We start from the raw sequence: 23,277 nt of genomic DNA on the forward strand, positions 1-23,277 counted from the left end.
CGGCTAGGGTGTCCGGCGTGAGCAGCGCACCCGGGTACTTCGTCTCGTTCGAGGGCGGCGACGGCGCCGGCAAGTCCACGCACGTGCGCCTGCTGGGCGAGTGGCTGCACGAGGTCACGGGCCGCGAGGTCGTCGTGACGCGGGAGCCCGGCGGCACGGACCTGGGCGCCACGCTGCGCCGGGAGGTGCTGCACGGCGAGGACCTCGACCCCCGCACGGAGGCCCTGCTGTACGCGGCGGACCGCGCCCACCACGTCGCCACGGTGGTGCGGCCGGCGCTCGCGCGCGGGGCCGTGGTCGTCACCGACCGCTACCTCGACTCCTCCGTGGCGTACCAGGCCGGCGGCCGGGAGCTGTCGGAGGAGGAGATCGAGGCGCTTTCACTGTGGGCCACGGCCGACCTGCTGCCCGACGTCACGGTGCTGCTGGACCTCGACCCGCTGGTCGGGGCCGCCCGGCTGTCGGGCGAGCCGGACCGGCTGGAGCGGGCGGGCGACGAGTTCCACCGCCGCACGCGGGAGACGTTCCTGCGCCGGGCCGCCGCCGACCCCGAGCGCTGGGTCGTCGTGGACGCCTCGGCGAGCCTGGACGACGTGCAGGCACAGGTGCGCGTGGACGTCGCCGCCCGGCTCGACCTCACCCCCGTGGTCGAGGAGGCCGCGACCGTGCAGGACACCGAGGGGGACAAGGCCGGGGAGGGTCGCGCGTGAGCGTGTGGGACGACGTCGTCGGCCAGCCGGACGCCGTCGCCACGCTGCGCCGCGCTGCCACCGATCCGGCCGCGATGACGCACGCGTGGCTGCTCACCGGCCCGCCCGGCTCGGGCCGGTCGGTCGCGGCGCGGGCGTTCGCCGCGGCGCTGCAGTGCACCGGCACCGACGGCGAGACCGGTGGCTGCGGGCGGTGCCGCGCCTGCACGACGACGCTGGCAGGCACGCACCCGGACCTCACGGTCGTCGCCACGGACAAGGTCGTCATCACCATCGACGAGGTGCGCGACCTCATCATGACCGCGGCACGCACGCCGTCCTCCGGCCGCTACCGCGTGATCGTCGTCGAGGACGCGGACCGTATGGCCGAGCGCACCACCAACGTGCTGCTCAAGGCCATCGAGGAGCCGCCGCCGCACACCGTCTGGGTGCTGTGCGCCCCGAGCGCGCAGGACGTGCTGCCCACCATCCGGTCCCGATGCCGTGGCGTCGTGCTGCGCGTGCCGCCCGCGCAGGACGTCGCGGACCTGCTGGTGCGCCGCGACGGCATCGACCCGGCGGTCGCGCTCACCGCGGCGCGCGCCGCCCAGTCGCACGTCGGGCTCGCCCGCCGGCTCGCCCGGGACGCCGACGCGCGCGAGCGTCGCGACGCCGTCCTCGAGATCGCGCGGCGCATCCGCGGCGTCGGGGACGCCGTCCTCGCCGCGGGGGAGCTGGTGGACGTCGCGAAGGCCGAGGCCGTGGCGGCCACGACGGAGCGCGACGCCGTCGAGAAGGCGGAGCTGATGCGCGCCCTCGGCGTGCAGGACGGCGACACCCTGCCGCCCCGGCTGCGCTCGCAGCTCAAGCAGCTCGAGGACGACCAGAAGCGGCGCGCCACGCGCCGCCAGCGCGACGTGCTCGACCGGTCGATGGTCGACCTCCTGTCCCTGTACCGGGACGTGCTCGTGGTGCAGCTGGGCGCCGCGGTCGACCTCGTGAACGCCGAGCACGACGGCACCGTGCGCGCGCTCGCCGCGGACTCGACGCCCGAGCAGACCATCCGCCGGATGGACGCGATCGGCGTCGCCCGCGAGCGGCTCGAGGGCAACGTGGCGCCGCTCCTGGCGCTCGAGGCGATGGCCGTCGCGCTCCGCCCCCAGGGGTGACCACCCCGCGCGGGTCTCGCGGGCGACAGTTGCCTCATCACCCCTTCATGCGGTGAGGTGTTCCGCGGCGGGGGCCATGGTGGCCCCATGACCAGACTGGGGGTTGGCATGAGGATCCTGCTGCTCGTCTCGGCGTTCAACGGGCTCACACAACGCGTGTGGGGGCACCTGGCGGACCGGGGCCACGACGTGGGCGTCGAGCTGGCGCCGGCGTTCGGCTCGCCGGAGGAGCTGACGGCGCGGGTGGAGGCGATCGGCCCGGACCTGATCCTCGCGCCGTTCCTCAAGCACCGGGTGCCCGAGGACGTCTGGCGGCGCTGGACCACCGTCGTCGTGCACCCCGGACCGGTGGGCGACCGCGGTCCGTCCTCCCTCGACCACGCGATCCTCGACGGCCGCGACCGGTGGGGCGTGACCGCGCTGTCCACGGTGGAGGAGATGGACGCCGGCCCGGTGTGGGCGACGTCGACGTTCGCGCTCCCCACGGTCCCCGTCGCCAAGAGCGCCCTGTACAACGGGCTCGTGGCCGACGCCGCGCTGGCGTGCGTCGACGAGGTGCTGCGCAAGGTCGCGGCGGGGGAGGACCCGACGCCCGCCGACCGGCTCGAGCGCGAGGTGCCGGGAACCGGCGAGCTGCCGCTGCTGCGCCGGGCGGCGTTCGAGCTCGACCTGTCCCGCCCCGCCGCCGAGCTGGCGCGCACGATCGCGGCGGCCGACGGTGCGCCCGGCGCCCCCGCGACGCTCCAGGGCGCGCGCTTCTGCCTGTTCGACGCCGTCGCGGTCCCCGAGCCGGTGGACCCGCTGGCCGCCCCCGGCATGGTGGTGGGGCGCGACGAGGACGCCGTGGCGATCGCCACCGGCGACGGCACCCTGTGGGTCGGGTACGCCGCGACCCTGGCCGAGAAGCGCGGCACCAAGCTGCCCGCGTCGTGGGTGCTCGACGTCGCCGGCGTGCCGTTCCGCCCGGCGCCGGCCGCTCTCGCCGAGTCCGTGTACGAGCGCGACGGCGACGTCGGCTACCTCACGATCCGGTCGTACAGCGGCGCCATGCACACCCAGCAGTGCCGCCGTCTCACGACCGCGGTCGAGAAGGCCCTGACGGAGGACACGCGGGTGCTCGTGGTGCGCGGCACCGAGCACGCGTTCTCGAACGGCATCCACCTGGGCGCGATCGAGGCGGCCGCCGACCCGGCCGCCGAGGCGTGGGCCAACATCCAGGCCATCGACGACCTGTGCGAGGCGATCGCCGCGGCCGACCAGCTCACCGTGGCCGCGTTCACCGCGAACGCGGGCGCGGGCGGCGTGATGGCGGGCCTGTGCGCCGACGTCGTCGTCGCGCGCGACGGCGTCGTGCTCAACCCGTACTACGACATGGGCATCTTCGGCTCCGAGCTCCACACGTGGACCGTCGCGTCCCGCCTCGGCGAGGTCGACGCCGACCGGCTGCTCAGCGCGAAGCTGCCGGTGTCCGTCGCGGAGGCGGCGCGGACCGGCCTGGTGGACGCCGTCGGCCCGCGCGACCCGGAGCGGTTCGCCGGGTGGCTGGCCGACCGCGCCGCCGCGCTGACGACGCCCGAGCGCCGGGCCGAGGTCGCGGCCGCGGCCCAGGTGCGCGCGCCCCGCCGTCCGCTGTCGTACTACCGCACGATCGAGCTCGCGGAGATGGCGCGCGACCTCTTCGACGACCGGCGCGGCTTCGCGGCCAAGCGGCGCGACTTCCTGCGCAAGGCGGCCCCGCAGGAGACGCCCGAGCGGTTGCGGTTCGCGGACGTCCGCGAGACGGTCGCCCGGTGACGGATCGCACCCTCCGCGCCCTCCGCGGTCCCCTGCTGGCCGGCGCCGTGGCCGCCCTCGCCGTGCTCGTGACGGCCTGCGCGTCCGGTGGTTCACCGGGCAGCGGGTCGACGTCGGGCTCGCCCGCGCCGTCGTCGCCGGCAGCGCCGTCGTCGAGCCCTTCACCGAGCTCGCCGGCCGGCCCCTCATCCAGCCCGGCACCGTCCGACGGCGCGGCCGCACCGGAGCCCGGGGAGCACGTGCGCGGCCTGCCTGACGGCGCCGAGGGGACGTTCGACAGCCCCGCCGGGGCCGCCTGGTCGCCCACCCCCGGTGTGCTGCTGGTGGTGACGTACGGGTCGAGCTCGTGCCCGCGGGTGGCGGAGGCCGAGGCCGCCTGGGACGACGCGCACGAGGTGGTCGTCGTCGGCATGGTGGAGCCGGACCCGGGCCCGTGCACGATGGACTACGCGCCGACGACGAGCGCCGTCGCCGTCCCGTCCGACGCCGACGCGGGGACGCCGGTGACCGTGCGCCTCGGGGACCTGGGCGAGGTCGAGGTGAGGCCGCGCGCGAAGGACGCCACGGCAGGCCCCGTGGCCTGGGTCCCGGCCGCGGGCTGAGCACGTCGGACCGGGGTCCGCGGCGACGGTAGGTTGGGCGGGTGATTTCCGACGAGCGCCGCCCGACCGCCCGCCGCACGACCTCCCTCCGCGCGAGCCTCCGTCGCTCGAGCCTCCGACGCTCGGGCCCGCGCGGCGCCGCCGCCGTCGTCGCCGCGGCCGTGCTGCTCGCCGGGTGCACGTCGCCCGCCAAGGAGCAGTCGCCGGTGGGCCCGGCCTCCGGGCCCGCCGCGTCGCAGGCCCCCGAGGGCTTCGAGCAGTACTACGGGCAGTCGCTCGAGTGGGAGGACTGCGAGGACGGCCTGCAGTGCGCGACGGCGTCGGCGCCGCTGTCCTGGCAGGACGCGGACGCGGGCAGCATCGAGCTGTCCCTGGTACGCAACCCTGCGGACGGCAAGGACCCGGAGGGCTCGCTGCTGGTGAACCCCGGCGGGCCGGGTGCGTCGGGCGTCGACTTCGTGCGCGGCGACGCGCAGGGCGGTGGCGCGACGTTCGGCAAGCGGCTGCAGGACGCGTTCGACATCGTCGGGTTCGACCCGCGCGGCGTGCAGCGCTCCACCCCGCTCACGTGCTTCGACGACGCCCGCAAGGACGAGTCGCTGGCCAAGGACTTCGACCGCAGCACCGACGCCGGCCTCCAGGCGATGCAGGAGGAGTACGAGGCGTGGAACGCGGCGTGCGCCGAGAACTCGGGCGAGGTCCTCGGCCACGTGGACACGCAGAGCGCGGCTCGCGACATGGACATGCTGCGCGCGGTGCTCGGCGACGACGCCCTGAACTACCTCGGCTTCTCCTACGGCACCCAGCTCGGCGCGACGTACGCGGGCCTGTTCCCGGACCGTGCCGGCCGTCTCGTGCTGGACGGCGCGATCGACACCACGCTGAGCTCGGAGGAGATCTCCCACGGGCAGGCGGTCGGCTTCGAGAACGCGCTGCGGGCCTACGTGCAGGACTGCCAGGCGGGCGCGGACTGCCCGCTCACCGGCTCGGTCGACGACGGCATGCGGCAGATCCGGCAGGTGCTGGACCACGCCTTCGAGCGGCCGTACCCCACGTCCAGCTCGGGGCGCACGGTCACGCAGAGCCTCGCCTTCTACGGCATCGCCGTCACCCTCTACAACCAGGGCAGCTGGCCCGCCCTCACCCAGGGCCTGGACGAGGCCATCAACGAGGGCACCGGCGACGTGCTGCTCTACCTGTCCGACCAGTACTTCGACCGGAACGCGGACGGCAGCTACTCGTCCAACTCGGAGGAGGCGCTGCGCGGCGTGAACTGCCTGGACGACCGGGCCACGACCGACGTCGACCAGATGCGGGCCGACGCCGCAGCGATCGAGAAGGACGCGCCGACGATGGGCTCGTTCTTCGGCTACGGCGGGCTGACGTGCGCCGGGGCGGAGTACCCCCAGGTGGAGCAGGAGTTCGACCTGGAGGCGAAGGGCGCGCCGCCCATCGTCGTCGTCGGCACGACCAACGACCCGGCCACGCCGTACGTGTGGGCCGAGGGGCTGGCGAGCACCCTCGACTCCGGCGTGCTGCTCACCTACCAGGGCGAGGGGCACACCGCCTACCAGCCGTCGCGGGGCTGCGTGGCCGACGCCGTCGAGTCCTACCTCGTGGACGGGGACGTGCCGGCGGACGGCACCACCTGCTGACGGCTCGGGCTCAGACGGACACCTCGGCCGGGCGCTTCGCGCGCGCCCAGTGCCGCAGGGCGAGCACGCCCAGCACGGAGATGACGACGAGCCCGAGGACGTAGAACACGGTCGACCACGTCGAGGCGTTGTCGGACGCGACCGGCAGCAGCTGGCCGTAGGCGAGCTCGTAGTGCACGCCGCCCGTGACCTTGAGCGCGAGGTAGGCGGAGATGAAGCCCATCGAGTCCCACAGGGCGTGCAGCGCGACCACCGCGAGGTAGGCGAGCACGACGCCGCCCGTGAAGCGGTACCTCCCGGCCGCCGACGCCGCGCCGAAGATCGCCGCGCCCAGGATCGCCGTCCACAGCACGTGCCCGACCGGCGTGAGCAGGCCGCGCACGGCCTCCGTCTGCAGCAGGGCGTTGAGGTCGATCTGGCCCAGGCGGGTGAGGCTCGCGTTGAACGCGTAGCCCGCGGACTCGAAGGCCGCGAACCCGGCGCCGACCGTCGCGCCGAGGAGAGCGCCCTTGAGCCCCGTCTTCTCGGCGACCCGCGCGCCCACCACGAGGAACACGGCGATCTTCACGGCCTCCTCGATCGCGCCCACGCCCACGTAGATCCACAGCGACGGCGACAGGTGCGACTCCAGGATCGACGCGCCCAGCACGCCGAAGATGCCGCCGAAGAAGAACGCCCCCAGCAGCAGCATGATGTCGATCGAGCCGTGCGCCTTCTCCACGACGAACAGCACCACGCTGAACGGCACGAGGAAGCTGCCCAGCAGGATCACCGTCGGGATGAGGTTCGAGTTCTGGGTGCTGAACGTCACCACGGCGGTGACGGCCCACAGCAGGATGCCGAGGACGAGCGTCTTCCACCACCACCCTCGGCCCGTGGTGATGACCGTGCTCTGCGTCGTCGTGGGCTGCATGGGCACGAGTATGCGGAGGTCAGCACGGCCTGTCGCGCGGAAGCGGCGCGGCCCGGAGCCTGCGGTTTTGGAGACGGCCCCGCGCGTCGGGTACTGTAGGCGCGCCCGTTGATCCGGTTCCGCACCGGTGCGCGGCACGCCGCCTTAGCTCAGTCGGTAGAGCGATTCACTCGTAATGAATAGGTCATCAGTTCGATTCTGATAGGCGGCTCCGACACAGAAACGGCCCGGCACCTGGGAAATCAGGTGCCGGGCCGTTTCGCGTCCCTAGGCTGGTCTGGGGGCCTGGGGTACATCTCGGGGTACATGCGGGAGAAGCGCTGCACCCGTGCCATCCTCCGTCGTCGTACGACGTCGTCCAGAGCGGAGGGACCCCAGCCATGACCGAGACCACCATCCTGCCCCCGACGGCCCCTCCAGCCACTGCTTGAGGTCGTCGACGAGGACGATGTACTTGCGGGGCCGGCCGTCGGTCATGCGGCCGACGACCTTCGCGCGAAGCGGCGGTGGCCATGCGGTGGGATCCGTCTGGGTGATGGCCGCGCGGATCACCTTCTCGGTGAACGGAGTGAGTGCGGCGGCCCCGGCGAGGTCGAGGGCGAGGGGCGACGTCATCACGGCGAGGTCCATCAGGCGGCCACCGTCGGTGAGGCCTTCGCGTCCGCGCTCACCAAGTAGGTGATCTGGTCGATGGAGACGCCGAGGCGCTTCGCGATGGACGCGACGACCGCGGGGGAGGGCTGCTTGGCGCCCTTCTCGACGTGTGTGAGGTAGCCGGGGCTGATCCCGACTTCGACGGCGAACACCCCGTGCTTGATCCCGAGGGCCTCGCGCAGGGCCCGAACGGCGGGCCCGTGGAGGAGTCTCTGGTGCATGGTTGGCAGTCTAGGCAAGTTCAGGCAAGACATGCAACAGGTGCCAGGCAAGATGGGCAATTATCGGTCCTGCCAGCAGGAATGGGCGTGAGTTACACCCTTGGTTTTCTGGTATCCGGGGGGTGAAATGCTGTCGCGCCAGTTCGTCTTGCCTGAGGTTGCCTGTCAGAGTTACCCATATGGACGGCGAGGACATCCGGGCGGCCCGGGAGCGAGCGGGCATGTCGCGCCCGAGGTTCGCCGAGCTTGCTGGGGTGAGCCTGCGCACCGTGGGCAACTGGGAGCGCTCGGCGTCGCCCCCGAAGCGCGCCTTCAGGCTGGCGGCCAATGTCCTGGGGCCCATCGCCGTAGATGGAGCGGCCGTCGTTGAGGCTGTGCCGGCGAAGCATGTGACCCTCGAGGACCTCAGCGGTCTCGTCGAGCGGGTCGAGCGCCTTGAGGAGTTTCAGCGCCGGGTCGAGGAGCTCCTGCGCGAGCGCAACGACGCCGCTCCCCGTGACGTCGTGGAGGAAGCAGCCGCGCCGCGTGAGTCCGCAGCTGCGGTCCGCGTGAGTGGGGTTGACAGCAGTCCTTCACGGGACGGTGGGGTCTCCGCCGCTGCGGAACGCCTTCTTTCGTCGCGTAGCCGCGGCAAGGTGGCCCACGAGTGATCCCGGAGTTCGACGCCAACACCGGCGCGCTGCCGGTCGGGCGCTTCCCCGCGACGATCCCTGAGATACGGGCGGCCCTGGTCGAGCCGTTCCCGTTGCCGCGGCGCGAGGAGCTGTGGGAGGAGTGGCTCGACGCTACGACGATCCTGGCCTCGCACGTCCGGATCGCCTGCGCATGGCTCGGGGGGTCGTTCCTGACGACGAAGCCCGAACCGGGTGATATCGACGTCGTGTACTGGGTCGAGGACACGGAGCTCCAGCGGGCTGCGGCTGATGCCACCACCGCCAGCGCTCTACAGACATTCACGACGCCCGGATGGCTGCACGGCGTCGGGCTGCGGGTCGACGCCTATGTCGTACCGTGGGTGTCGAATGGGACTGCGGCTCCGCGGGGGCCCGAGGATATGCAGTACCTCCGGCAGCGCGGCTATTGGGACGACCTCTGGTTGCGTCTGCGTTCGGGGGCGAAGGGGGCTCCTCCCTCACGTTTGGACTCGATTCCGCGACGCGGTTACCTGGAGGTGAACCTCGATGGCCATGAGTGAGCGTGCCCGTGCTGTCCAGGAACGTCTGCTGGCCGCGGCGGAGCCGGCGACCTGGAAGACACCGGACGACCTCGCCCGACGGGCGATGGAAGCCGTCGGGGGTGAGGAGCTCCCAGGGCGCTCGATGGTCTCCACCGGCACCCTTCACCTGGCCGGGAGAGGGGTCGAGGGTTCGGCGGCGCGCATGGCTGCGGTCGGGGAAGTGATGACCACGTTCCAGCGGCTGGTCACCGCCGTGGGGGCAGCGCAGGAGGGCTACCGCAACCTGCGTGGATCCTTCCCTGCGCCGGTACTCGCTCGGACTCACCTGCGGCTCGCGGCGAGCCCCTATGTCGGGTCCGTCGTATTGGACTTCATGCCCGAGATCACCCCCGCTCAGGAGCTCAGGCCAGACGGTGATATCCAGCTCATCGACGAGCCGCGGACGCAGCGTACGGATGAGGCCGTGAGCGAAGTCATTGGCCTCCTTGACGCTGCCCGAGCGCTGCCTGCCGACGCGGACGAAGGGCCGCTGCTCAACGAGATCTCGGACCTCGGGCCAAGAGCTGCGGCAGCGCTGCGCGAATTCAGCAAGATGCTCTCCGTGGGTGACTTCGAGACAGATGTGACGTGGCGCGAGCCGGGCAAGCCGACTCGGCGCGCCATTCTCCCCGCGTCGGACGCCGGGCGACTGTCGGCGCTGATCGCGTCGCGGGAGCTTGATCATGGTGAAGCGGAAGTCGTCGGTGTCCTGCACACGATCAGCGACAAGACGGCTCTCGCGATCGAGACGGACCTCGGCACTTGGGAGTACGTGCGTGGGTCGAAGCTGCCGGCGGACGCGTTGAAGAACGCTGTCTGGGGGAGTCGCGTACGCGTCATCGCGGATGCTGTCGAGGTACGCAAGCCCGGTGGCGAGGTCTCGGTGAAGTACACCGCCAAGTCAATTCAGAGGCTGGACGAAGTCTGACCTTTCACCCTGCTACCAACCCGAGGCGGCCTGCAACGTCGTCGAGTGCGCGGCGGGCGAGCGACTGAGAGACGTGCTGGTATCCGCGGCTCGTGATGATGCTGGCGTGACCCATGATCGCGATGACGACGTGCTCGGACACGCCTGCTTCGAGCAGGATCGTGGCAGTGGTGTGCCGGGCCTCGTGGGGGACGTAATAGCGGCCGACGAGATTCGGGCCGCGGTCGTCGTACTGGACGCCGGGACGCGCGGGTCCGTCGATAACCCGGGCCACCTGCGCCTCGTCCTGCAGGGCGCGCCAGGCCTTGCGGTCCCCGGCGGCCGTCTGCGGGCCTTGTCGGCGGTCATCTCGAGCCAGTCGTCGGCCCAGGCCTTGACGGTGAGGCGGCGGGTGCCGGCAGCGGGAACGCCCTCGCGGATGATCTGCTTCTGGCGGGCCTGGAGCTTGGTTTGCGCCTCGCCCTTGGTCTTGCCGGAGACCTTGATGCGTCGGCGGCCGCCGGCGCGGGTGTAGCCGACCTCGATCGTCCCGATCCAGCGGCCGCGTTTGGCGTCGTAGCTCACGCCTCCGGTGCCGTACTGCCTCCGCCTGGCCTGCTCGCTCCGTCTCACGTCGCCTCGATTCTGGGGTACATCTTGGGGTACATCTTGGGCTATCCCCGGGTTGTCCGCGGGTTGTCTTTTTGCATGTCACACGCGCTTTCGGTGATGCCAGAGTGTCAGCAGATTTATTCTGGAAATGAATGGGTCATCAGTTCGATTCTGATAGGCGGCTCAGCACGGAAGGCCCGGAACCTCGCGGTTCCGGGCCTTCGTCGTCCCGCGGTGCTCAGCGCACGGGCGCGCTGCTGCGGCCGTGCGACCGTCCGCTCAGCTCGGCGTCGAGCGTCTCCTGCGCGACGCGCATCTGGTCGGCGAACCCGGGCTGCTGCAGGCGCTGCCACACGAGCTCCTCGGGCACGTCCTCGACGTGGCTCACGACCCACCAGACGTTGCCGAACGGGTCCTTGACGCGTCCGCCGCGCTGACCGAAGGCGCTGTCGGAGAGGTCCGTCACGACCTGCGCGCCCGCCGCGACGGCCTTCGCGAAGGTTGCGTCGGCGTCGGGCACGAAGACGCGCAGCAGGCTGGGCATGGCGGGCCACTCGGGGCGACGGTCGAACCCGAGCACGACGGTGTCGCCCACGCGGGTCTCGCCGTGGCCGATCGAGCCGTCCTCGGTGGCGACGCGGGCGATCTCCTCGCCGTCGAACACCTCCGTGACGAAGTCGAGGAAGGCGCCGGTGTCGTCCGTGACGACCCACGGGGCCACGGTCGTGTAGCCGTCCGGGGCGGTGCTCTGACGTGCGGTCATGGTGCTCTCCCGTCGTAATGCGTGCGCTGGTTCCCCCACGCTAGGCATGAAAGAGGACTGTTCCTGTCCGCGATCGGCGAGACGATGTCGCCATGACCGGACCCACCTCGCGCGTGCTCGCCCTGCTGTCGCTGCTCCAGACCGCCCGCGTGTGGTCGGGCAGCGAGCTGGCGCAGCGGCTCGACGTCACCCCGCGCACCGTGCGCCGCGACGTCGACCGCCTGCGCGAGCTGGGCTACCCCGTCGAGGCCACGCTCGGCGCCCACGGCGGGTACCGCCTGGTGGCCGGCACCTCCATGCCGCCCCTGCTCCTGGAGGACGACGAGGCCGTGGCCGTCGCGCTCGGCCTGCGCACCGTCGCCGTGCACGGCCTCCCGGGCCTCGAGGACGCGGGGGTCCGCGCGCTCACCAAGCTGAGCCGGTCCTTGCCGTCCCGGCTCCGGCACCGCGTCCGGACGCTCGGCGCGAGCGCGATGACCTGGGAGCGGCCGGCCGGGGGAGCCGTGGATCCCGACGTCCTCACCGTGCTGGCCGGTGCGGCGGCGAACCGCGAGCGGGTCCGGCTCACCTACGAGGCCCGGGGCGGCGGTCGCGGGCCACGGCACGTCGAGCCGCAGCAGCTCGTCGTCGTCCGACGGCGCTGGTACCTCGTGGCGTTCGACCTCGACCGCGACGACTGGCGGACCTTCCGTGCCGACCGGGTCAGCGACCCGCGGGCCACCGGGGCGCCGTCGCGTCACGAGCTGCGCGCCGCCGACGTCCCCGCGCACCTGGAGCGGGACGAAGCGGCGATGGCGCCCACGGTGCGGGCGGACGTCACGCTGCGCCTCCCCCTCGCCGTCGCCCGGGAGCGCCTGGCCGACCACCTCGGCGACGGCACGCTCGCCGCCGACGGCGACGGCACGCGGTGGCGCAGCACCCCGGACACGGTCGCGTGGCTGGCGCTGCGTCTGCTGGCGGCAGACTGCGGCTTCGTCGTGCACGGGCCGCCCGAGCTGCGCGCGCACCTCGACGACGTCCACGAGCGGACGCGTCCTCCGGGTACGAACGGCACGGACGGCGCGACGGCGCCGTGACCGCGGACCTGCCGCCGGAGTCGGGGGAAGGGTCGGGGTCGTGACCCGCTAGTCGTAGTCCGGGTTGTTGATGGTCGGGATGTCGATGTCGATCGGCTTCGTGGGCTCGAGGTAGAGCAGCGCGACCTTGCGCAGGAGCTCGTCGAACAGCCAGTAGACGGCCGGCGAGCCGGGGACGAGGAGCCCCAGCTCGCGGGCGCGCACGAACGGGATCCAGGCGGCCGAGATCGTCGCGTCGAGCACGGGCCGGCGGGGTAGCTCGAGCATGTCGGTCACCCTGTCGCCGAGCATGTACCGGGTGACGGCCTCGAAGGCGGGCTTGGTGACCAGCGTGAAGTCGAGGTTCTCGCCCAGCTTGACGAGCTTGTCGGCGATGAGCACGCCCTCGTCGGTCCTGGCGAGCAGCGGGACGAGCACCTGCTCGCGCTGCGCCAGCGCCTCGTCCCAGCTCGACGGGATGTACTCGTCGAGCACGCCGAGCATGTGGCCCGTCACCTGCCACAGGTGCAGGTAGGCGTCGGCCTCCGCCGAGGAGATCGGCACCCTCCACTCCACGAGCTTCTGCCAGACGGAGGAGGCGAGGCTGTGCCAGGTGACCATGATGTCGAACTGGCTGATCGGCACCCGCTCGTCGGCGACGGCGGACCAGTGCGGCGACTGCGGCAGCAGGTGGCGCACCGCCGCGTGGACCAGGCGGGTCTTCACGCAGGTGACGATCATCTTCCCGTCGGGCCGGTAGGCGTGGTGGGCGCCGATGTCGTAGCCGAGCTTCGCGGTCTTGGCGATGCGGTCGGTGAGGTCGGCGCCGCCCTTCGAGTACCAGACGGCCCGGGCCTCGCGCGGGATCGCGGCGCTCATCATGCCGCTGTTCATCCCGTACAGCACACCGAGGTAGAGGCCCCGCTTCGTCGTGAAGGTGAACGCCTTGTCGAGCCGCGAGTGGTCGACCCACGAGGGCAGCTCGCGCGCCCGCGTGACGAGCGCCTCGACGTCGGCGGGAAGCCCGGCCGGGAGCGCCTGGCCGTTGGTGGTCCAGGAGGCGAGCGCCGCGTTCACCGCGGGCACCCCGCCCGTGTCGAGCAGGTTCGCGAGCACCGGGTCGGCCAGGTCGTCCCACACCTCGCGCGGGTCGCGGCCGGTGCCCGTGCCGGCGACCGACCCGGACGACGACCACGTCCATGCGTGCGCGGGGGCCGCACCGGCGAGCGCACCGAGCGCCCCGATCGTCCCGCCTGCCCTGAGAAGACTCCGTCTGCTGATCTCGCCCACGTCGAACCCCTTCGTCCGCGGATCGTCGACGCCGCCTGTCTCGCCCCCCTGTCCCGCGGCGCCGTCCGAGCCCTCGTGATGTGGTCTCCGATCCACCCCAGCGTGAATCGCGATTAACTTAAGCTCAGACCGCGGCCGCGGGCAACCGGAGGACGCGATGCGGGGCCGCCACCCGGCGGGCAGGTGTGGTCAGGCCGACCGGGATGCGTGCATCGTGGCGCGGAGCCACGGTGGGGGCATGGCCACGGTGAAGTACGTGGCGTCGACCAGGTGCCTGGTGTGCGGTCAGGGGATCGCGGCGGCGGTGGTCCATGCGGAGTCGGGCGCGGAGTCGGGCGCGGAGTCGGGCGCGGAGTCGGGCGCTGAGTCGGTCTCCAGCAGATCCGTCAGCCACACGATCATCGCCAACACCGGGTGGCACCTCCCGTGCCGGGGGCACGAGGACGCGCTGGAGGAGCTCTCCGCGCAGTGCCCCGAGTGCGACGACGGCTGAGGAGGGCGTCCGCGGCCTGATCGACGCGACGGGCGGCACGACGCAGGGGGGTCGTGGCGCGGGGCGCGGTCGTGCCCGGGGCCCGGCGGTCAGGACGTGCCGCGCGACGACGTCGGGCGGTAGGCGGTGCCGAGGCCACCGGAGATGGTGGCGAACAGGCCCGCGACGGCGCCGCCGACGGCGGTCACGGTCTGCGCGGACCCGGGCGCCACGGCGGCGGTGATGGTGGACGCGGCAGTGGCGAGCGCGCCGACGACGAGCGCGACGACGTACGCGTAGGTGCGTAGCCGCGGTGACACGGTGGCGTGCCCGGTGGCGCCCGTGACCACCGGCGGCTCGGCCACGGCAGGGGCGGGAGCCGGGACGGGTGCGGCGGAGGTCGGGGCAGCCGCCGTCGGGGCGGTGACGGATGCGTCGATGGCGGACATCGGGCGTCTCCTCGGTGGTGCGTCGGGTCGGGAGAACCGGCCCCTGCATGGAACGACGGCCGCACGGACCGTCTGATACCGCTGCTCCCGGCGCCGCGTGCCGCGCCCCCGCCTCGACGGACGAACCGGGGCGAAGTGCGTCCTCGCCGCGCGCATCCTCCCGGGTCGTGCGATCTTCCGTACAGCCGCGCGATCTCCGCGCTGCCGGGCGACGCCGACGCGTGCGCCCGTCGCGTCCGGGGGAGGGCCATGGGAGCGGGAGTCGCGCCGGAGCAGCAGAGCGTGCCGCCGGACTGGGTGCCGGTGGAGCGCCGCTGGCTGGGGATGGACCGCGTGACGCTGCTGCCCGCGGCGATCGTGGTCGTGCTGGTCGCGGTGGCGATGTGGGGGCTGCCGGCCCTCGACCGGAGCGTCCCGGTGGACGACCCCGCGAAGGCGGGCGACGTCATCCGGGTCGACGGCGTCGAGTTCGACCCCGCCGCCGGGTGGAGCATCGACTCGGGCGTGCTCGCGTCCGAGCCCCCGGAGTCCGGCGGCTTCCCGAACACGGCCCAGGTGTCGAAGGACGGCTTCACGTTCTCCGTCGTCTCCGACACGTTCGACGGGACGCCCGCCGAGCTGATGGCGCAGCTGCAGAAGAACAACGAGCGGCTGAGCGACGGCGCCACCATCGACATGGGCCAGGTGGAGACGTTCCGGACCGCCCAGGGCGAGCGAGGGGTCGCCGGCCGGTTCACGTTCACCGGCGGGACGGGGCTTGTCGCGGCGTACGTCTTCGACGGCACCGGCGTGGAGGTGGTCCTCACCGGTCCCCACGAGACCGACGACGCGGAGCTCGAGTCCGACGTCGTGGGCATGATCCGCTCGATCCGTCCCGTCACCTCGGTGGAGGCGTCATGACCCGCACGGAGCTGCTCGACCGGCGGGCCCAGGTCGTCGACGAGGTCGGCTGGGGCCGACGCGTCTCGTGGGTCCAGCCGCGCAACGCGTGCCTGTGGGTGTTCGTGGCCGTGATCGCGTACGGCCTCTGGTTCGCCGTCTCCCAGGTGCGCAGCCAGGGTCCCGCCTACGGCGAGCCGCTGAGCATCTCGGCGGCGATCTTCGCCGCGTACGCGGTGCTGTTCTGGTGGTTCACCACCCACATCGACCGGTACTCCCGCCAGCCGCTGGACCTGCGGGTCGCCGCCTTCCTCTGGGGCGGGTTCGCCGCCACCTGGGCGATCGCGCTGCACGGGAACGCAGCCCTCCTGAGCCTCTACGCCAAGCTGGGCGGCCCGGCGTTCGCCGTGGACTGGGGGGCGGGCCTGGCGGCGCCGCTCATGGAGGAGTGGGGCAAGGGCGCCGGGGTCCTGCTGCTCCTGTTCATCGCGCCGCGCGTGCTGCGCACCGCGTTCGACGGCTTCGTCGTCGGCGCGTTCGTGGGCCTCGGCTTCGAGATCCTCGAGGACATCCTGTACGCGCTGAACTCCGCGCCGGAGGGGTTCGGGGTCGACCCGGTCGGCTCCAGCCTGAACACCGTGGTGCTGCGCCTCGCCACCGGGTTCACGTCGCACATCCTGTACTCCGCGATCTTCGGCGCCGGGGTGGTCTACCTCGTGGGCACGGTCGCGCAGCGTCGGCGCGTCGGGCGCGGGCTGCTGTTCTGCCTCGTCGCGATGGCGCTGCACTGGGCGTGGGACAGCACCGCGGCGCTGGCGGGCGGGGGCCCGCTCATCCCGGTGATCCTGGCGGTGCAGGTCGTCGTCGCGATCGCGGTCGTGCTGGTCGTCTTCCACGTGACGGTCGGCCCGGAGCGGGCGGCCATGCGGGACCTGATGGCGCCCGAGGTCGAGGACGGCACCCTCACCCCGGAGGAGGCCGACGCGCTCGCGGGCGCCTGGAAGCAGCGGCGCGCGTTCCGCCGCGGCGGCGGCCTCCGCGACCGTCGCCGCCGGGGGCACCGCCTGGAGGCGGCCAAGGACCTCGCGGACGCGCTGGGCGCGGCCCAGGGGCGCGAGACCGAGCGCGTGGCCTTCGCCCGGGCGGAGCTCGGCCGGTTCCGGGCGGACGACGGGGCGCCGCACCCGGAACCGTGACGCCGGGACCTCACCGCACGAGGCAGGGGCGCTTCGGGTCGAACTCCCAGCCCGGCACGAGGTACCGCATCGCGACGGCGTCGTCCCGCGAGCCCAGCCCGTGCTCGAGGTACAGCGCGTGCGCCTCGGCGAGGCGGTCGGGGTCGAGCTCGACGCCGAGGCCGGGCGCGGTCGGCACCCGGATCTCGCCGCCCGAGATCTCGAGCGGGCGGCGGGTGAGCCCCTGGCCGTCCTGCCAGATCCAGTGCGTGTCGAGCGCGGTGATCTCGCCGGGGGCGGCGGCGCCCACGTGCGTGAACATGGCGAGCGAGACGTCGAAGTGGTTGTTGGAGTGCGAGCCCCAGGTGAGGCCGAGCTCGTGGCACAGCTGCGCGACGCGCACGGAGCCCGCCATCGTCCAGAAGTGCGGGTCGGCGAGCGGGATGTCGACGGCGTCCGACCGGATCGCGTGCCCGAGCTCGCGCCAGTCGGTGGCGATCATGTTGGTCGCCGTCGGCAGCCCGGTGGCGCGGCGGAACTCGGCCATCACCTCGCGGCCGGAGAACCGCCCCTCGGCGCCGCACGGGTCCTCGGCGTAGGCGACGACGCCCCGCATCCGTCGTCCGAGCCGGACGGCGTCGTCCAGGAGCCAGCCGCCGTTCGGGTCGAGCGTGATCCGGGCGTCGGGGAAGCGTTCCTTGAGCGCGACGACGGCGTCGACCTCGGCGTCGCCGGCCTGCACCCCGCCCTTGAGCTTGAAGTCGCGGAAGCCGTACCGCTCCCGCGCGGCCTCGGCGAGGCGGACGACGGCGTCGGGGGCCATGGCGGCCTCGCGGCGCAGCCGGGACCAGGCGTCCGGGCCGTCGGGCTCGCGCAGGTAGGGCAGGTCGGTGGCGTCCGGGTCGCCGACGTAGAACAGGTAGCCGAGCATCGGGACGGCGTCGCGCTGCTGCCCCTCGCCGAGCAGCTCAGCCACCGGGACGCCGAGGGCCTGCCCGTGCAGGTCGAGCAGCGCGGACTCGAGCCCGGTCACGGCGTGCACGGTGGTGCGCAGGTCGAACGTCTGGTTGCCGCGCCCGCCCGCGTCCCGGCCGGCGAACCGGGCCGCGACGCCCCGCAGCACGGACCGGAACCGCGCGACGGGCTGCCCGACGACGAGGGCCGCGGCCTCCTCGACCGTCGCGCGGATCTTCTCCCCGCCCGGCACCTCGCCGAGCCCGGTGCGGCCCTCGGAGTCCTCGACGAGCACGACGTTGCGGGTGAAGAACGGCGCGTGCGCGCCGGAGAGGTTGAGCAGCATGGAGTCGTGCCCCGCGACGGGCACGACCCGCACGCGGGCGACGGTCGGGGCGCTCACCGGGCACCCTCCGCGCCGGCCGCGGGCCGGAGCACGCCGTCCACGCGCCGGGTGAGGCGCCACGGGTTGTCCGGCCGCACCGGCTCGGGCAGCAGGTACTCGGGCAGGTCCTGGTAGGCGACGGGCCGCAGGAACCGCTCGATCGCCAGCGTCCCGACGGACGTCGTGCGCCCGTCCGACGTCGCGGGGAAGGGGCCGCCGTGCACCATCGCGTGGCCCACCTCGACGCCGGTCGGCCAGCCGTTGGCCAGGATGCGGCCGGCCTTGCGCTCCAGCGCGGGCAGCAGGCGGGCGGCCGTGGCGCGGTCGGACTCCCTGAGGTGCAGCGTGGCGGTGAGCTGCCCCTCGAGGCGGCCCACGGCGGCGAGGAGCTCGTCGTCGTCGGCGTAGCGCACCACGAGCGAGGCGGCGCCGAAGATCTCCTCCTCCAGCACCGGGTTGGCGAGGAAGGTGGCGACGTCGGCGACGAAGACCGACGGCGCGGGCGCGTTGCGCGCGGCGCCGGGCGTCCCGGTGCCGGCGAGGGCGACGCCGTCCTGCGCGGCGAGGGCGTCCACGCCGTCGTGCCACGCCCGGGCGATGTCGGCGGTGAGCATGGTCTGCCCGGTGGTGGCCTCGGCGGTGCGGCGGACGGCGTCGACGAACGCGTCGCCGTGCGCCGAGCGCGGCACGAGCACGATCCCCGGGGCGGTGCACAGCTGGCCGGACGACCCGGTCACCGACGCCAGGTACGGCGCGGCGAGCGCGTCGGCGTCGCCCCCGTCGTCCGGGTCCAGGGCGCCCGGCAGCACGATCACCGGGTTGATCGAGCTCATCTCCGCGAACACCGGGATCGGCACGCGGCGGGCGGCGGCCGCGGCCACCAGCGCGAGCCCGCCGGAGCGGGAGCCGGTGAACCCGACCGCCTGGATCACCGGGTCGCCCACCAGCGCCTGCCCGACGCGCGCGCCGGGGCCGTAGACGAGGGAGAAGACGCCGGGGTGCAGACCCTCGGCGGCGACGGCGTCGGCCACGGCGCGGCCCACCAGCTCGCCGGTGCCCGGGTGCGCGCCGTGCGCCTTGACGACCACGGGGCAGCCGGCGGCCAGCGCCGAGGCGGTGTCGCCGCCGGCCACCGAGAACGCGAGCGGGAAGTTGCTGGCGCCGAACACGGCGACGGGGCCGACGGGCACCTTGCGCTGGCGGAGGTCCGCGCGGGGGAGCGGGGTGCGGTCGGGCAGGGCGGGGTCGACGCGGACGCCGCGGTGGTCGCCCTGCCGCACGACGGCGGCGAACAGGCGCAGCTGTCCCGTGGTGCGGGCGAGCTCGCCCGTCAGCCGGGCCTCGGGCAGGCCGGTCTCCCGCATCGCCCGCGCGACGATCGCGGTCCCGGCGGCCTCGAGGTTCGCGGCGACGCGCTCGAGGAAGCGGGCGTGCGGCTCGGGGGCCAGCGCGGAGAAGGACGCGAAGGCCTCCTCCGCGGCGGCCGTGGCGTGCGCGAGCTGGTCGACGGAAAGGAGCGAGTAGGCGGGCTCGAGCGCCTCGTCGGTGGCGGGGTCGTGGGCGACGGCCGTGCCGGCGGCGCCGACCAGCGGCTCTCCGGCGACGATCGAGTGCCCGGCGAGGACGGCGGTGACGGTCATGGGGTTCCCTCCTGGGTGCGCAGGTCGGTGCGCGGGTGGGTGCGGGTGGCCGGTCCTCGGGTCAGCGGGTGAGGGCGACGTCGGCCGGGCGGACGCCGGCGGCGTCGACGAGGGCGCGCAGGTCGTCGACGTCGCGCTCGGTGAGGTCCTGCAGCGGGGGCCGGACGCCGCCGAGGTCGCGCCCGACGGCCCGCAGACCGCCCTTGACGATCGAGACGCCGTACCCCTTGGCCCGGTCGCGGATGTCGAGGTAGGGCAGCACGAACCGGGTGAGCTTCTCGGTGACGGCGGCGCGGTCGAGGTTCCGCACGTCGCGGTAGAACTCGAGCGCGAACTCGGGCACGAAGTTGTACATCGCCGAGGAGTAGGTGCTCATGCCGAGCTGAAGCAGCGGCAGCGCGAACGTCTCCGCGGTGGGCAGGCCGCCGAGGTAGAAGAGACGGTCGCCGTTGGTGGCGACCACGCGCGTGAGCTGCTCGATGTCGCCGAGGGCGTCCTTGAAGCCGATGAAGTTCGGGTGCCGCTCGGCCAGCCGGGCGACCGTCTGCGCGGAGTACACGGCGTTGGCGCGGTTGTAGACGATGACGCCGACGCTCGTCGCGGCGCACACCGCGGAGGCGTGCTCGAGCAGGCCGTCCTGGTCGCAGTCGGTGAGGTACGGGGGCAGCAGCAGGACGCCCTCGGCGCCCGCCTCCTCGGCCGCCCGTGCGTTCTCGACAGCCTGGGCCGTGTTGCCGGCGGCGCTGCCGAGCACGGGGGTGGCACCGTCGGCGGCCTCGACGGCGAGCGCCACCACGCGCGCGGTCTCGGCCGGCGTGAGGCTGAAGCCCTCGCCCGTGCCCCCGGCGGCGAAGAGCCCGCCGATCCCGAAGCTCGTCTGCCACGCGATGTGCTCGGCGTACCGGGCGTCGTCGACCTCGCCGTCCGCGGTGAACGGGGTGACGGGGAACGAGAGCAGGCCCTCCTTGAGGGTGGCGGCGAGCTCCGAGGGTGAGTACGTGGCCACGATGGCCCCTCCTGGTGACAGACGTCGGCGGTGACAGTTCGTCGGACAACCTAAGAAGCGTTCATGATGCCTGTCCAAGCCCGGAATGGCATCGGTTCATGCCGTGCGGGTATCGACTTCCTGGGTGCGGATCAGTCGTGCACCGCGCGGAGGTGGCGCACGAGCTCGTGCAGCGCGGGGTTCTTGGAGCCCCGGTCCCAGAGGGCGTGCAGCTCGACGACGGCGTGCGGCACGTCGGCCAGGTCGCAGAAGCGGACGCCGGTCAGGCCGAGCAGCCGGGCGGACTCGGGCACGAAGGCGACGCCGCGCCCGGCGCCGACCAGCGAGCACATGGTGAGGATCTGGCTCACGACGTGCACCACGTTCGCGTGCTCCACGTCCACGTACCGCACGACCATGTCGTAGAAGTACCGCGCCTTCGTCGGGTGGTGGCCGATGAGCGGGACGTCGCGCAGGTCCGCCGTCCCGACCGGCCTGCGCAGCGTCGCGAGGGGATGTCCCTCGGGCACCACCAGGACGAGGTCCTCCGACAGGAGCAGGTGCGAGTCGAGCCGCGGGTCGTCGAAGGGCGGGCGGCCCAGGGCGAGGTCGAGCTCCCCGCGCCGGATGGCCTCGAGCTGCTCGACCGTCACCAGCTCCTGCAGGTCGAGGTCGACGTCGGGCATGACCTCGGCGATCTCCTGCACCAGCGTGCCGAGCAGGCTGAAGCCCGTCGCCGCGGTGAACCCGAGCCGCAGCACGCCCGCGCGGCCCGCTGCGATCCGGCGGGCGAGGGCGGGCGCGGCGTCGGCAGACGTCAGCAGCCGGCGCGCCTCGACGAGGAAGACCGCGCCGGCGGTGGTGAGCTCCACGTGCCGGTTGTCCCGCTCCAGCAGCGCCACGCCGACGGCGTGCTCGAGCTTCTGCACCTGCCGGCTCAGCGGGGGCTGCGTCATGCTCAGGCGCTCGGCGGCGCGGCCGAAGTGCAGCTCCTCCGCCACGGCCACGAAGCAGCGGACCTGGTCGAGGGTGTACGCGGTGCTCATCCCGGGTCTCCTTGATGCCTTCATTGGATCAAGCCATGCAGATTGAGGCTTAGACAGGCATCGTATGGCTCCCTAGAGTCGTCGCCCGACCGGACTTGACGCGGCGACGACGCTCGCGCCGCTCGATCGAGATCTCAACGAGGAGAGCTGTGATGAGACTTGCCCACCGCCGTGCCGTCGCCGGTGCCACCGCCGCGGTCGCCGCGCTCACCCTCGCCGCCTGCGGCGGCAACGTCGCCGGGGGATCGGGCGGCGCCGGGGGGTCGTCGGACTTCCCCTCCCGCCCCGTGACCCTCACCGTCGGGCAGGACGCCGGCGGCTCCACCGACCTGATCGCCCGGGCGCTCGCGGACGGCATGGCCACCGACCTCGGCGTCTCGGTGCCCGTCGTGAACCGGGCCGGCGCGAACGGCGCCGTCGCCACGCAGGAGGTGGCGGGCAAGCCGGCCGACGGCTCGAACCTCGTGCTGCTCAACGCGTCGCTCATCACCATCACGCCGCTCGCGGTCTCGGAGGACGAGGCCGTCTCGCTCGACGACGTCGACGTCCTCAAGGGGCTCTCGCAGGACGACTACGTGCTGGTCGCGAGCAAGAAGTCGGGCTTCGAGAGCCTGGACGACCTCCAGGCGGCGTCCGGCAAGGTCACCTACGGCACGACGGGCGTCGGCACGGGCTCGCAGCTCGCCCAGGCGGTGCTCTTCGCCCAGGCCGAGATCGAGGGGACGAGCGTGCCGTTCGACTCCGGCTCGCCCGCCCTCACCGCCGTCGTCGGCGACCAGGTGCAGGTCGCGACCATCCAGCTCGGCGAGGCCAAGCCGCAGCTCGACGCCGGGAACGTGGTGCCGCTGCTCGCGTTCTCCGCCGAGCGCAACCAGTTCCTGCCCGACGTGCCCACCGCCGTCGAGGAGGGCTACGACGTGCCCGTGTCGCAGTACCGGGCGCTGGCCGCGCCCAAGGGGCTGCCGGAGGACGTCAAGGCGCGGCTCGTGGAGTCCGTGGACGCCGCCGTGGCCGAGGACGCGTACACGTCGTTCAACGAGAACAACCTGCTCACGCCGCACGAGATCAGCGGCGAGGAGGTCGTCGAGGAGTGGACGGCGCTCGCCGAGAAGTACCAGGACCTGACCGCGGAGTACGACATCTCGCTCGCCGAGTGAGCGGCGAGCCCGCCGGAGGAGACCGATGATGACCGCGCCGCACCCCCCGAACCCTGAGCCCGCCGTCGCCGCCGAGCCCGCCGCCGAGCCCGAGGTGCACGACGACGGCCCGCCCCCGGCCGGCCCGGTCGCCAACCTCGGCGCGGGCCTCGTCACCCTCGCGGTCGGCGTCGGCGGGGTGGTGGTCGCGCTCGCCCTCGGGGTGGGCACGCCCGCCCAGCCCGGCTCGGGCATGTGGCCGCTGGTCGTGAGCGTGGCGCTCGTCGTGCTCGCGCTGGCGCAGCTCGTCGTGGGCCGGGCCGGCGGCGACGGCGAGCGGTTCACGCGCCACTCGTGGATGCCGCTGGTCGGGCTCGCGACGCTGCTCGGCCTCGTCGCGCTGCTGCCCGTGATCGGCTTCGAGATCCCGTCCCTGCTGCTCAGCCTCGTGTGGATGCGGTTCCTCGGCGGCGAGTCGTGGCGCACGTCGGTCGTGTGCTCGCTGGGCGCCGTCGTCGCGCTGTACCTCGTGTTCGTGGCCGCGCTCGGCACCAACGTGCCGCACCTGTTCTGACCCGCCCGACCGTCTGAAGGAGACGTCACGTGGACAACCTGC

24 protein-coding genes and 1 tRNA gene are annotated in these 23,277 nt (G+C 73.3%); 15 read left to right on the plus strand and 10 right to left on the minus strand.

Features of this window, described 5'->3' with window-relative positions; genetic code table 11:
- Positions 1-17: 17 nt before the first annotated feature.
- The 5 genes from tmk (at position 18) to ACFVS0_RS16450 (ending at position 5,909) form a co-directional block, all read left to right on the plus strand.
- Positions 18-710 (plus strand): dTMP kinase, encoded by a 693-nt coding sequence (tmk, locus tag ACFVS0_RS16430; RefSeq protein WP_430563983.1) that lies wholly within the window; start codon positions 18-20, stop codon positions 708-710.
- Positions 707-1,858, plus strand: a complete 1,152-nt coding sequence (locus ACFVS0_RS16435) for a DNA polymerase III subunit delta' (protein WP_430552417.1) — start codon at positions 707-709, stop codon at positions 1,856-1,858. The genes tmk and ACFVS0_RS16435 overlap by 4 nt, the downstream gene beginning before the upstream one ends.
- 108 nt (positions 1,859-1,966) lie before the next feature.
- Complete coding sequence (locus ACFVS0_RS16440) at positions 1,967-3,652, plus strand: enoyl-CoA hydratase-related protein (protein ID WP_430585845.1); 1,686 nt, start codon at positions 1,967-1,969, stop codon at positions 3,650-3,652.
- Positions 3,649-4,254 (plus strand): hypothetical protein, encoded by a 606-nt coding sequence (locus ACFVS0_RS16445; RefSeq protein WP_430588556.1) that lies wholly within the window; start codon positions 3,649-3,651, stop codon positions 4,252-4,254. Before ACFVS0_RS16440 ends, ACFVS0_RS16445 begins: the two co-directional genes overlap by 4 nt.
- Positions 4,255-4,295: 41 nt before the next feature.
- Positions 4,296-5,909 carry an alpha/beta hydrolase gene (locus ACFVS0_RS16450; protein ID WP_430585847.1) on the plus strand — a complete coding sequence of 538 codons (1,614 nt, stop codon included), beginning with the start codon at positions 4,296-4,298 and terminating at the stop codon, positions 5,907-5,909.
- 10 nt (positions 5,910-5,919) lie between these two features.
- Here ACFVS0_RS16450 and ACFVS0_RS16455 read toward each other — a convergent pair whose 3' ends face one another.
- On the minus strand, positions 5,920-6,822 hold the full coding sequence (locus ACFVS0_RS16455) for a PrsW family glutamic-type intramembrane protease (RefSeq protein ID WP_430552421.1): 903 nt from the start codon (positions 6,820-6,822) through the stop codon (positions 5,920-5,922).
- A 138-nt stretch (positions 6,823-6,960) separates the two neighbouring features.
- Here ACFVS0_RS16455 and ACFVS0_RS16460 point away from each other — a divergent pair.
- Positions 6,961-7,033, plus strand: a tRNA-Thr gene (locus ACFVS0_RS16460).
- A gap of 418 nt (positions 7,034-7,451) precedes the next feature.
- Here ACFVS0_RS16460 and ACFVS0_RS16465 read toward each other — a convergent pair.
- Entirely contained in the window at positions 7,452-7,697 is a 246-nt protein-coding gene (locus ACFVS0_RS16465; protein WP_430588557.1) for a helix-turn-helix domain-containing protein, read from the minus strand.
- A gap of 179 nt (positions 7,698-7,876) precedes the next feature.
- Here ACFVS0_RS16465 and ACFVS0_RS16470 point away from each other — a divergent pair, with 179 nt between their 5' ends.
- From ACFVS0_RS16470 to ACFVS0_RS16480, 3 genes are read left to right on the plus strand one after another with little or no spacing between them, the layout of a single operon-like run.
- Positions 7,877-8,347, plus strand: a complete 471-nt coding sequence (locus tag ACFVS0_RS16470) for a helix-turn-helix domain-containing protein (RefSeq protein WP_430588558.1) — start codon at positions 7,877-7,879, stop codon at positions 8,345-8,347.
- Entirely contained in the window at positions 8,344-8,892 is a 549-nt protein-coding gene (locus ACFVS0_RS16475; RefSeq protein WP_430588559.1) for a DUF6932 family protein, read from the plus strand. The genes ACFVS0_RS16470 and ACFVS0_RS16475 overlap by 4 nt, the downstream gene beginning before the upstream one ends.
- Positions 8,879-9,841 carry a hypothetical protein gene (locus ACFVS0_RS16480; RefSeq protein WP_430588560.1) on the plus strand — a complete coding sequence of 321 codons (963 nt, stop codon included), beginning with the start codon at positions 8,879-8,881 and terminating at the stop codon, positions 9,839-9,841. Before ACFVS0_RS16475 ends, ACFVS0_RS16480 begins: the two co-directional genes overlap by 14 nt.
- Before the next feature lie 4 nt (positions 9,842-9,845).
- On the opposite strand, the gene ACFVS0_RS16485 is transcribed toward ACFVS0_RS16480, so the two are convergent.
- Together ACFVS0_RS16485 and ACFVS0_RS16490 are read right to left on the minus strand one after the other, a co-directional pair.
- Positions 9,846-10,115 carry a tyrosine-type recombinase/integrase gene (locus ACFVS0_RS16485; RefSeq protein WP_430588561.1) on the minus strand — a complete coding sequence of 90 codons (270 nt, stop codon included), beginning with the start codon at positions 10,113-10,115 and terminating at the stop codon, positions 9,846-9,848.
- 555 nt (positions 10,116-10,670) lie between these two features.
- Positions 10,671-11,195: a VOC family protein gene (locus ACFVS0_RS16490; protein ID WP_430588562.1), complete on the minus strand. Its 525-nt coding sequence runs from the start codon at positions 11,193-11,195 to the stop codon at positions 10,671-10,673.
- 92 nt (positions 11,196-11,287) lie between these two features.
- Between ACFVS0_RS16490 and ACFVS0_RS16495 the strand changes: the two genes are divergently transcribed.
- Positions 11,288-12,271, plus strand: coding sequence for a helix-turn-helix transcriptional regulator (locus tag ACFVS0_RS16495; RefSeq protein ID WP_430588563.1), 984 nt, complete (start codon positions 11,288-11,290; stop codon positions 12,269-12,271).
- A 48-nt stretch (positions 12,272-12,319) separates the two neighbouring features.
- Here the strand turns inward: ACFVS0_RS16495 and ACFVS0_RS16500 are convergent, their stop codons facing one another.
- A complete protein-coding gene (locus tag ACFVS0_RS16500) occupies positions 12,320-13,540 on the minus strand; it encodes an oxygenase MpaB family protein (protein WP_430588564.1) in 1,221 nt (406 codons plus the stop codon).
- Positions 13,541-13,778: 238 nt separating this feature from the next.
- Here ACFVS0_RS16500 and ACFVS0_RS16505 point away from each other — a divergent pair, with 238 nt between their 5' ends.
- The gene (locus ACFVS0_RS16505; protein WP_430588565.1) at positions 13,779-14,033 is read left to right on the plus strand and encodes a hypothetical protein; all 255 of its coding nucleotides are present in this window, start codon (positions 13,779-13,781) and stop codon (positions 14,031-14,033) included.
- An 89-nt stretch (positions 14,034-14,122) separates the two neighbouring features.
- Here the strand turns inward: ACFVS0_RS16505 and ACFVS0_RS16510 are convergent, their stop codons facing one another.
- Positions 14,123-14,461: a hypothetical protein gene (locus ACFVS0_RS16510; protein WP_430552426.1), complete on the minus strand. Its 339-nt coding sequence runs from the start codon at positions 14,459-14,461 to the stop codon at positions 14,123-14,125.
- Positions 14,462-14,710: 249 nt separating this feature from the next.
- On the opposite strand from ACFVS0_RS16510, the gene ACFVS0_RS16515 reads away from it, so the two are divergent.
- Positions 14,711-15,361, plus strand: a complete 651-nt coding sequence (locus ACFVS0_RS16515) for a hypothetical protein (protein ID WP_430563992.1) — start codon at positions 14,711-14,713, stop codon at positions 15,359-15,361.
- Positions 15,358-16,536 (plus strand): PrsW family intramembrane metalloprotease, encoded by a 1,179-nt coding sequence (locus ACFVS0_RS16520; RefSeq protein WP_430588566.1) that lies wholly within the window; start codon positions 15,358-15,360, stop codon positions 16,534-16,536. Before ACFVS0_RS16515 ends, ACFVS0_RS16520 begins: the two co-directional genes overlap by 4 nt.
- Before the next feature lie 10 nt (positions 16,537-16,546).
- Here the strand turns inward: ACFVS0_RS16520 and ACFVS0_RS16525 are convergent, their stop codons facing one another.
- From ACFVS0_RS16525 to ACFVS0_RS16540, 4 genes are all read right to left on the minus strand, one after another.
- The gene (locus tag ACFVS0_RS16525) at positions 16,547-17,815 is read right to left on the minus strand and encodes an enolase C-terminal domain-like protein (RefSeq protein WP_430564010.1); all 1,269 of its coding nucleotides are present in this window, start codon (positions 17,813-17,815) and stop codon (positions 16,547-16,549) included.
- A 53-nt stretch (positions 17,816-17,868) separates the two neighbouring features.
- Positions 17,869-19,494 (minus strand): aldehyde dehydrogenase (NADP(+)), encoded by a 1,626-nt coding sequence (locus ACFVS0_RS16530; protein ID WP_430588567.1) that lies wholly within the window; start codon positions 19,492-19,494, stop codon positions 17,869-17,871.
- A 61-nt stretch (positions 19,495-19,555) separates the two neighbouring features.
- On the minus strand, positions 19,556-20,500 hold the full coding sequence (locus ACFVS0_RS16535; RefSeq protein ID WP_430588568.1) for a 5-dehydro-4-deoxyglucarate dehydratase: 945 nt from the start codon (positions 20,498-20,500) through the stop codon (positions 19,556-19,558).
- Positions 20,501-20,631: 131 nt separating this feature from the next.
- A complete protein-coding gene (locus ACFVS0_RS16540; RefSeq protein ID WP_430552431.1) occupies positions 20,632-21,525 on the minus strand; it encodes a LysR family transcriptional regulator in 894 nt (297 codons plus the stop codon).
- Between the two features lie 149 nt (positions 21,526-21,674).
- Between ACFVS0_RS16540 and ACFVS0_RS16545 the strand changes: the two genes are divergently transcribed.
- Positions 21,675-22,682, plus strand: coding sequence for a tripartite tricarboxylate transporter substrate binding protein (locus tag ACFVS0_RS16545; protein WP_430552432.1), 1,008 nt, complete (start codon positions 21,675-21,677; stop codon positions 22,680-22,682).
- 28 nt (positions 22,683-22,710) lie between these two features.
- Positions 22,711-23,235 carry a tripartite tricarboxylate transporter TctB family protein gene (locus tag ACFVS0_RS16550; protein WP_430563996.1) on the plus strand — a complete coding sequence of 175 codons (525 nt, stop codon included), beginning with the start codon at positions 22,711-22,713 and terminating at the stop codon, positions 23,233-23,235.
- Positions 23,236-23,277: the final 42 nt, after the last annotated feature.

The organism is Isoptericola sp. NPDC058082, from assembly GCF_042885055.1.
GTDB lineage: Bacteria > Actinomycetota > Actinomycetes > Actinomycetales > Cellulomonadaceae > Isoptericola.

Bases quoted from the DNA above. Each gene is read 5' to 3' on its own strand.
- ACFVS0_RS16465 (WP_430588557.1), bottom strand. From the start codon at position 7,697: ATGCACCAGAGACTCCTCCACGGGCCCGCCGTTCGGGCCCTGCGCGAG.
- ACFVS0_RS16515 (WP_430563992.1), top strand. From the start codon at position 14,711: ATGGGAGCGGGAGTCGCGCCGGAGCAGCAGAGCGTGCCGCCGGACTGG.
- ACFVS0_RS16495 (WP_430588563.1), top strand. From the start codon at position 11,288: ATGACCGGACCCACCTCGCGCGTGCTCGCCCTGCTGTCGCTGCTCCAG.
- ACFVS0_RS16550 (WP_430563996.1), top strand. From the start codon at position 22,711: ATGACCGCGCCGCACCCCCCGAACCCTGAGCCCGCCGTCGCCGCCGAG.
- ACFVS0_RS16530 (WP_430588567.1), bottom strand. From the start codon at position 19,494: ATGACCGTCACCGCCGTCCTCGCCGGGCACTCGATCGTCGCCGGAGAG.
- ACFVS0_RS16510 (WP_430552426.1), bottom strand. From the start codon at position 14,461: ATGTCCGCCATCGACGCATCCGTCACCGCCCCGACGGCGGCTGCCCCG.
- ACFVS0_RS16520 (WP_430588566.1), top strand. From the start codon at position 15,358: ATGACCCGCACGGAGCTGCTCGACCGGCGGGCCCAGGTCGTCGACGAG.
- ACFVS0_RS16440 (WP_430585845.1), top strand. From the start codon at position 1,967: ATGAGGATCCTGCTGCTCGTCTCGGCGTTCAACGGGCTCACACAACGC.
- ACFVS0_RS16540 (WP_430552431.1), bottom strand. From the start codon at position 21,525: ATGAGCACCGCGTACACCCTCGACCAGGTCCGCTGCTTCGTGGCCGTG.
- ACFVS0_RS16470 (WP_430588558.1), top strand. From the start codon at position 7,877: ATGGACGGCGAGGACATCCGGGCGGCCCGGGAGCGAGCGGGCATGTCG.
- ACFVS0_RS16480 (WP_430588560.1), top strand. From the start codon at position 8,879: ATGGCCATGAGTGAGCGTGCCCGTGCTGTCCAGGAACGTCTGCTGGCC.
- ACFVS0_RS16505 (WP_430588565.1), top strand. From the start codon at position 13,779: ATGGCCACGGTGAAGTACGTGGCGTCGACCAGGTGCCTGGTGTGCGGT.
- ACFVS0_RS16455 (WP_430552421.1), bottom strand. From the start codon at position 6,822: ATGCAGCCCACGACGACGCAGAGCACGGTCATCACCACGGGCCGAGGG.
- ACFVS0_RS16490 (WP_430588562.1), bottom strand. From the start codon at position 11,195: ATGACCGCACGTCAGAGCACCGCCCCGGACGGCTACACGACCGTGGCC.
- ACFVS0_RS16525 (WP_430564010.1), bottom strand. From the start codon at position 17,815: ATGCTGCTCAACCTCTCCGGCGCGCACGCGCCGTTCTTCACCCGCAAC.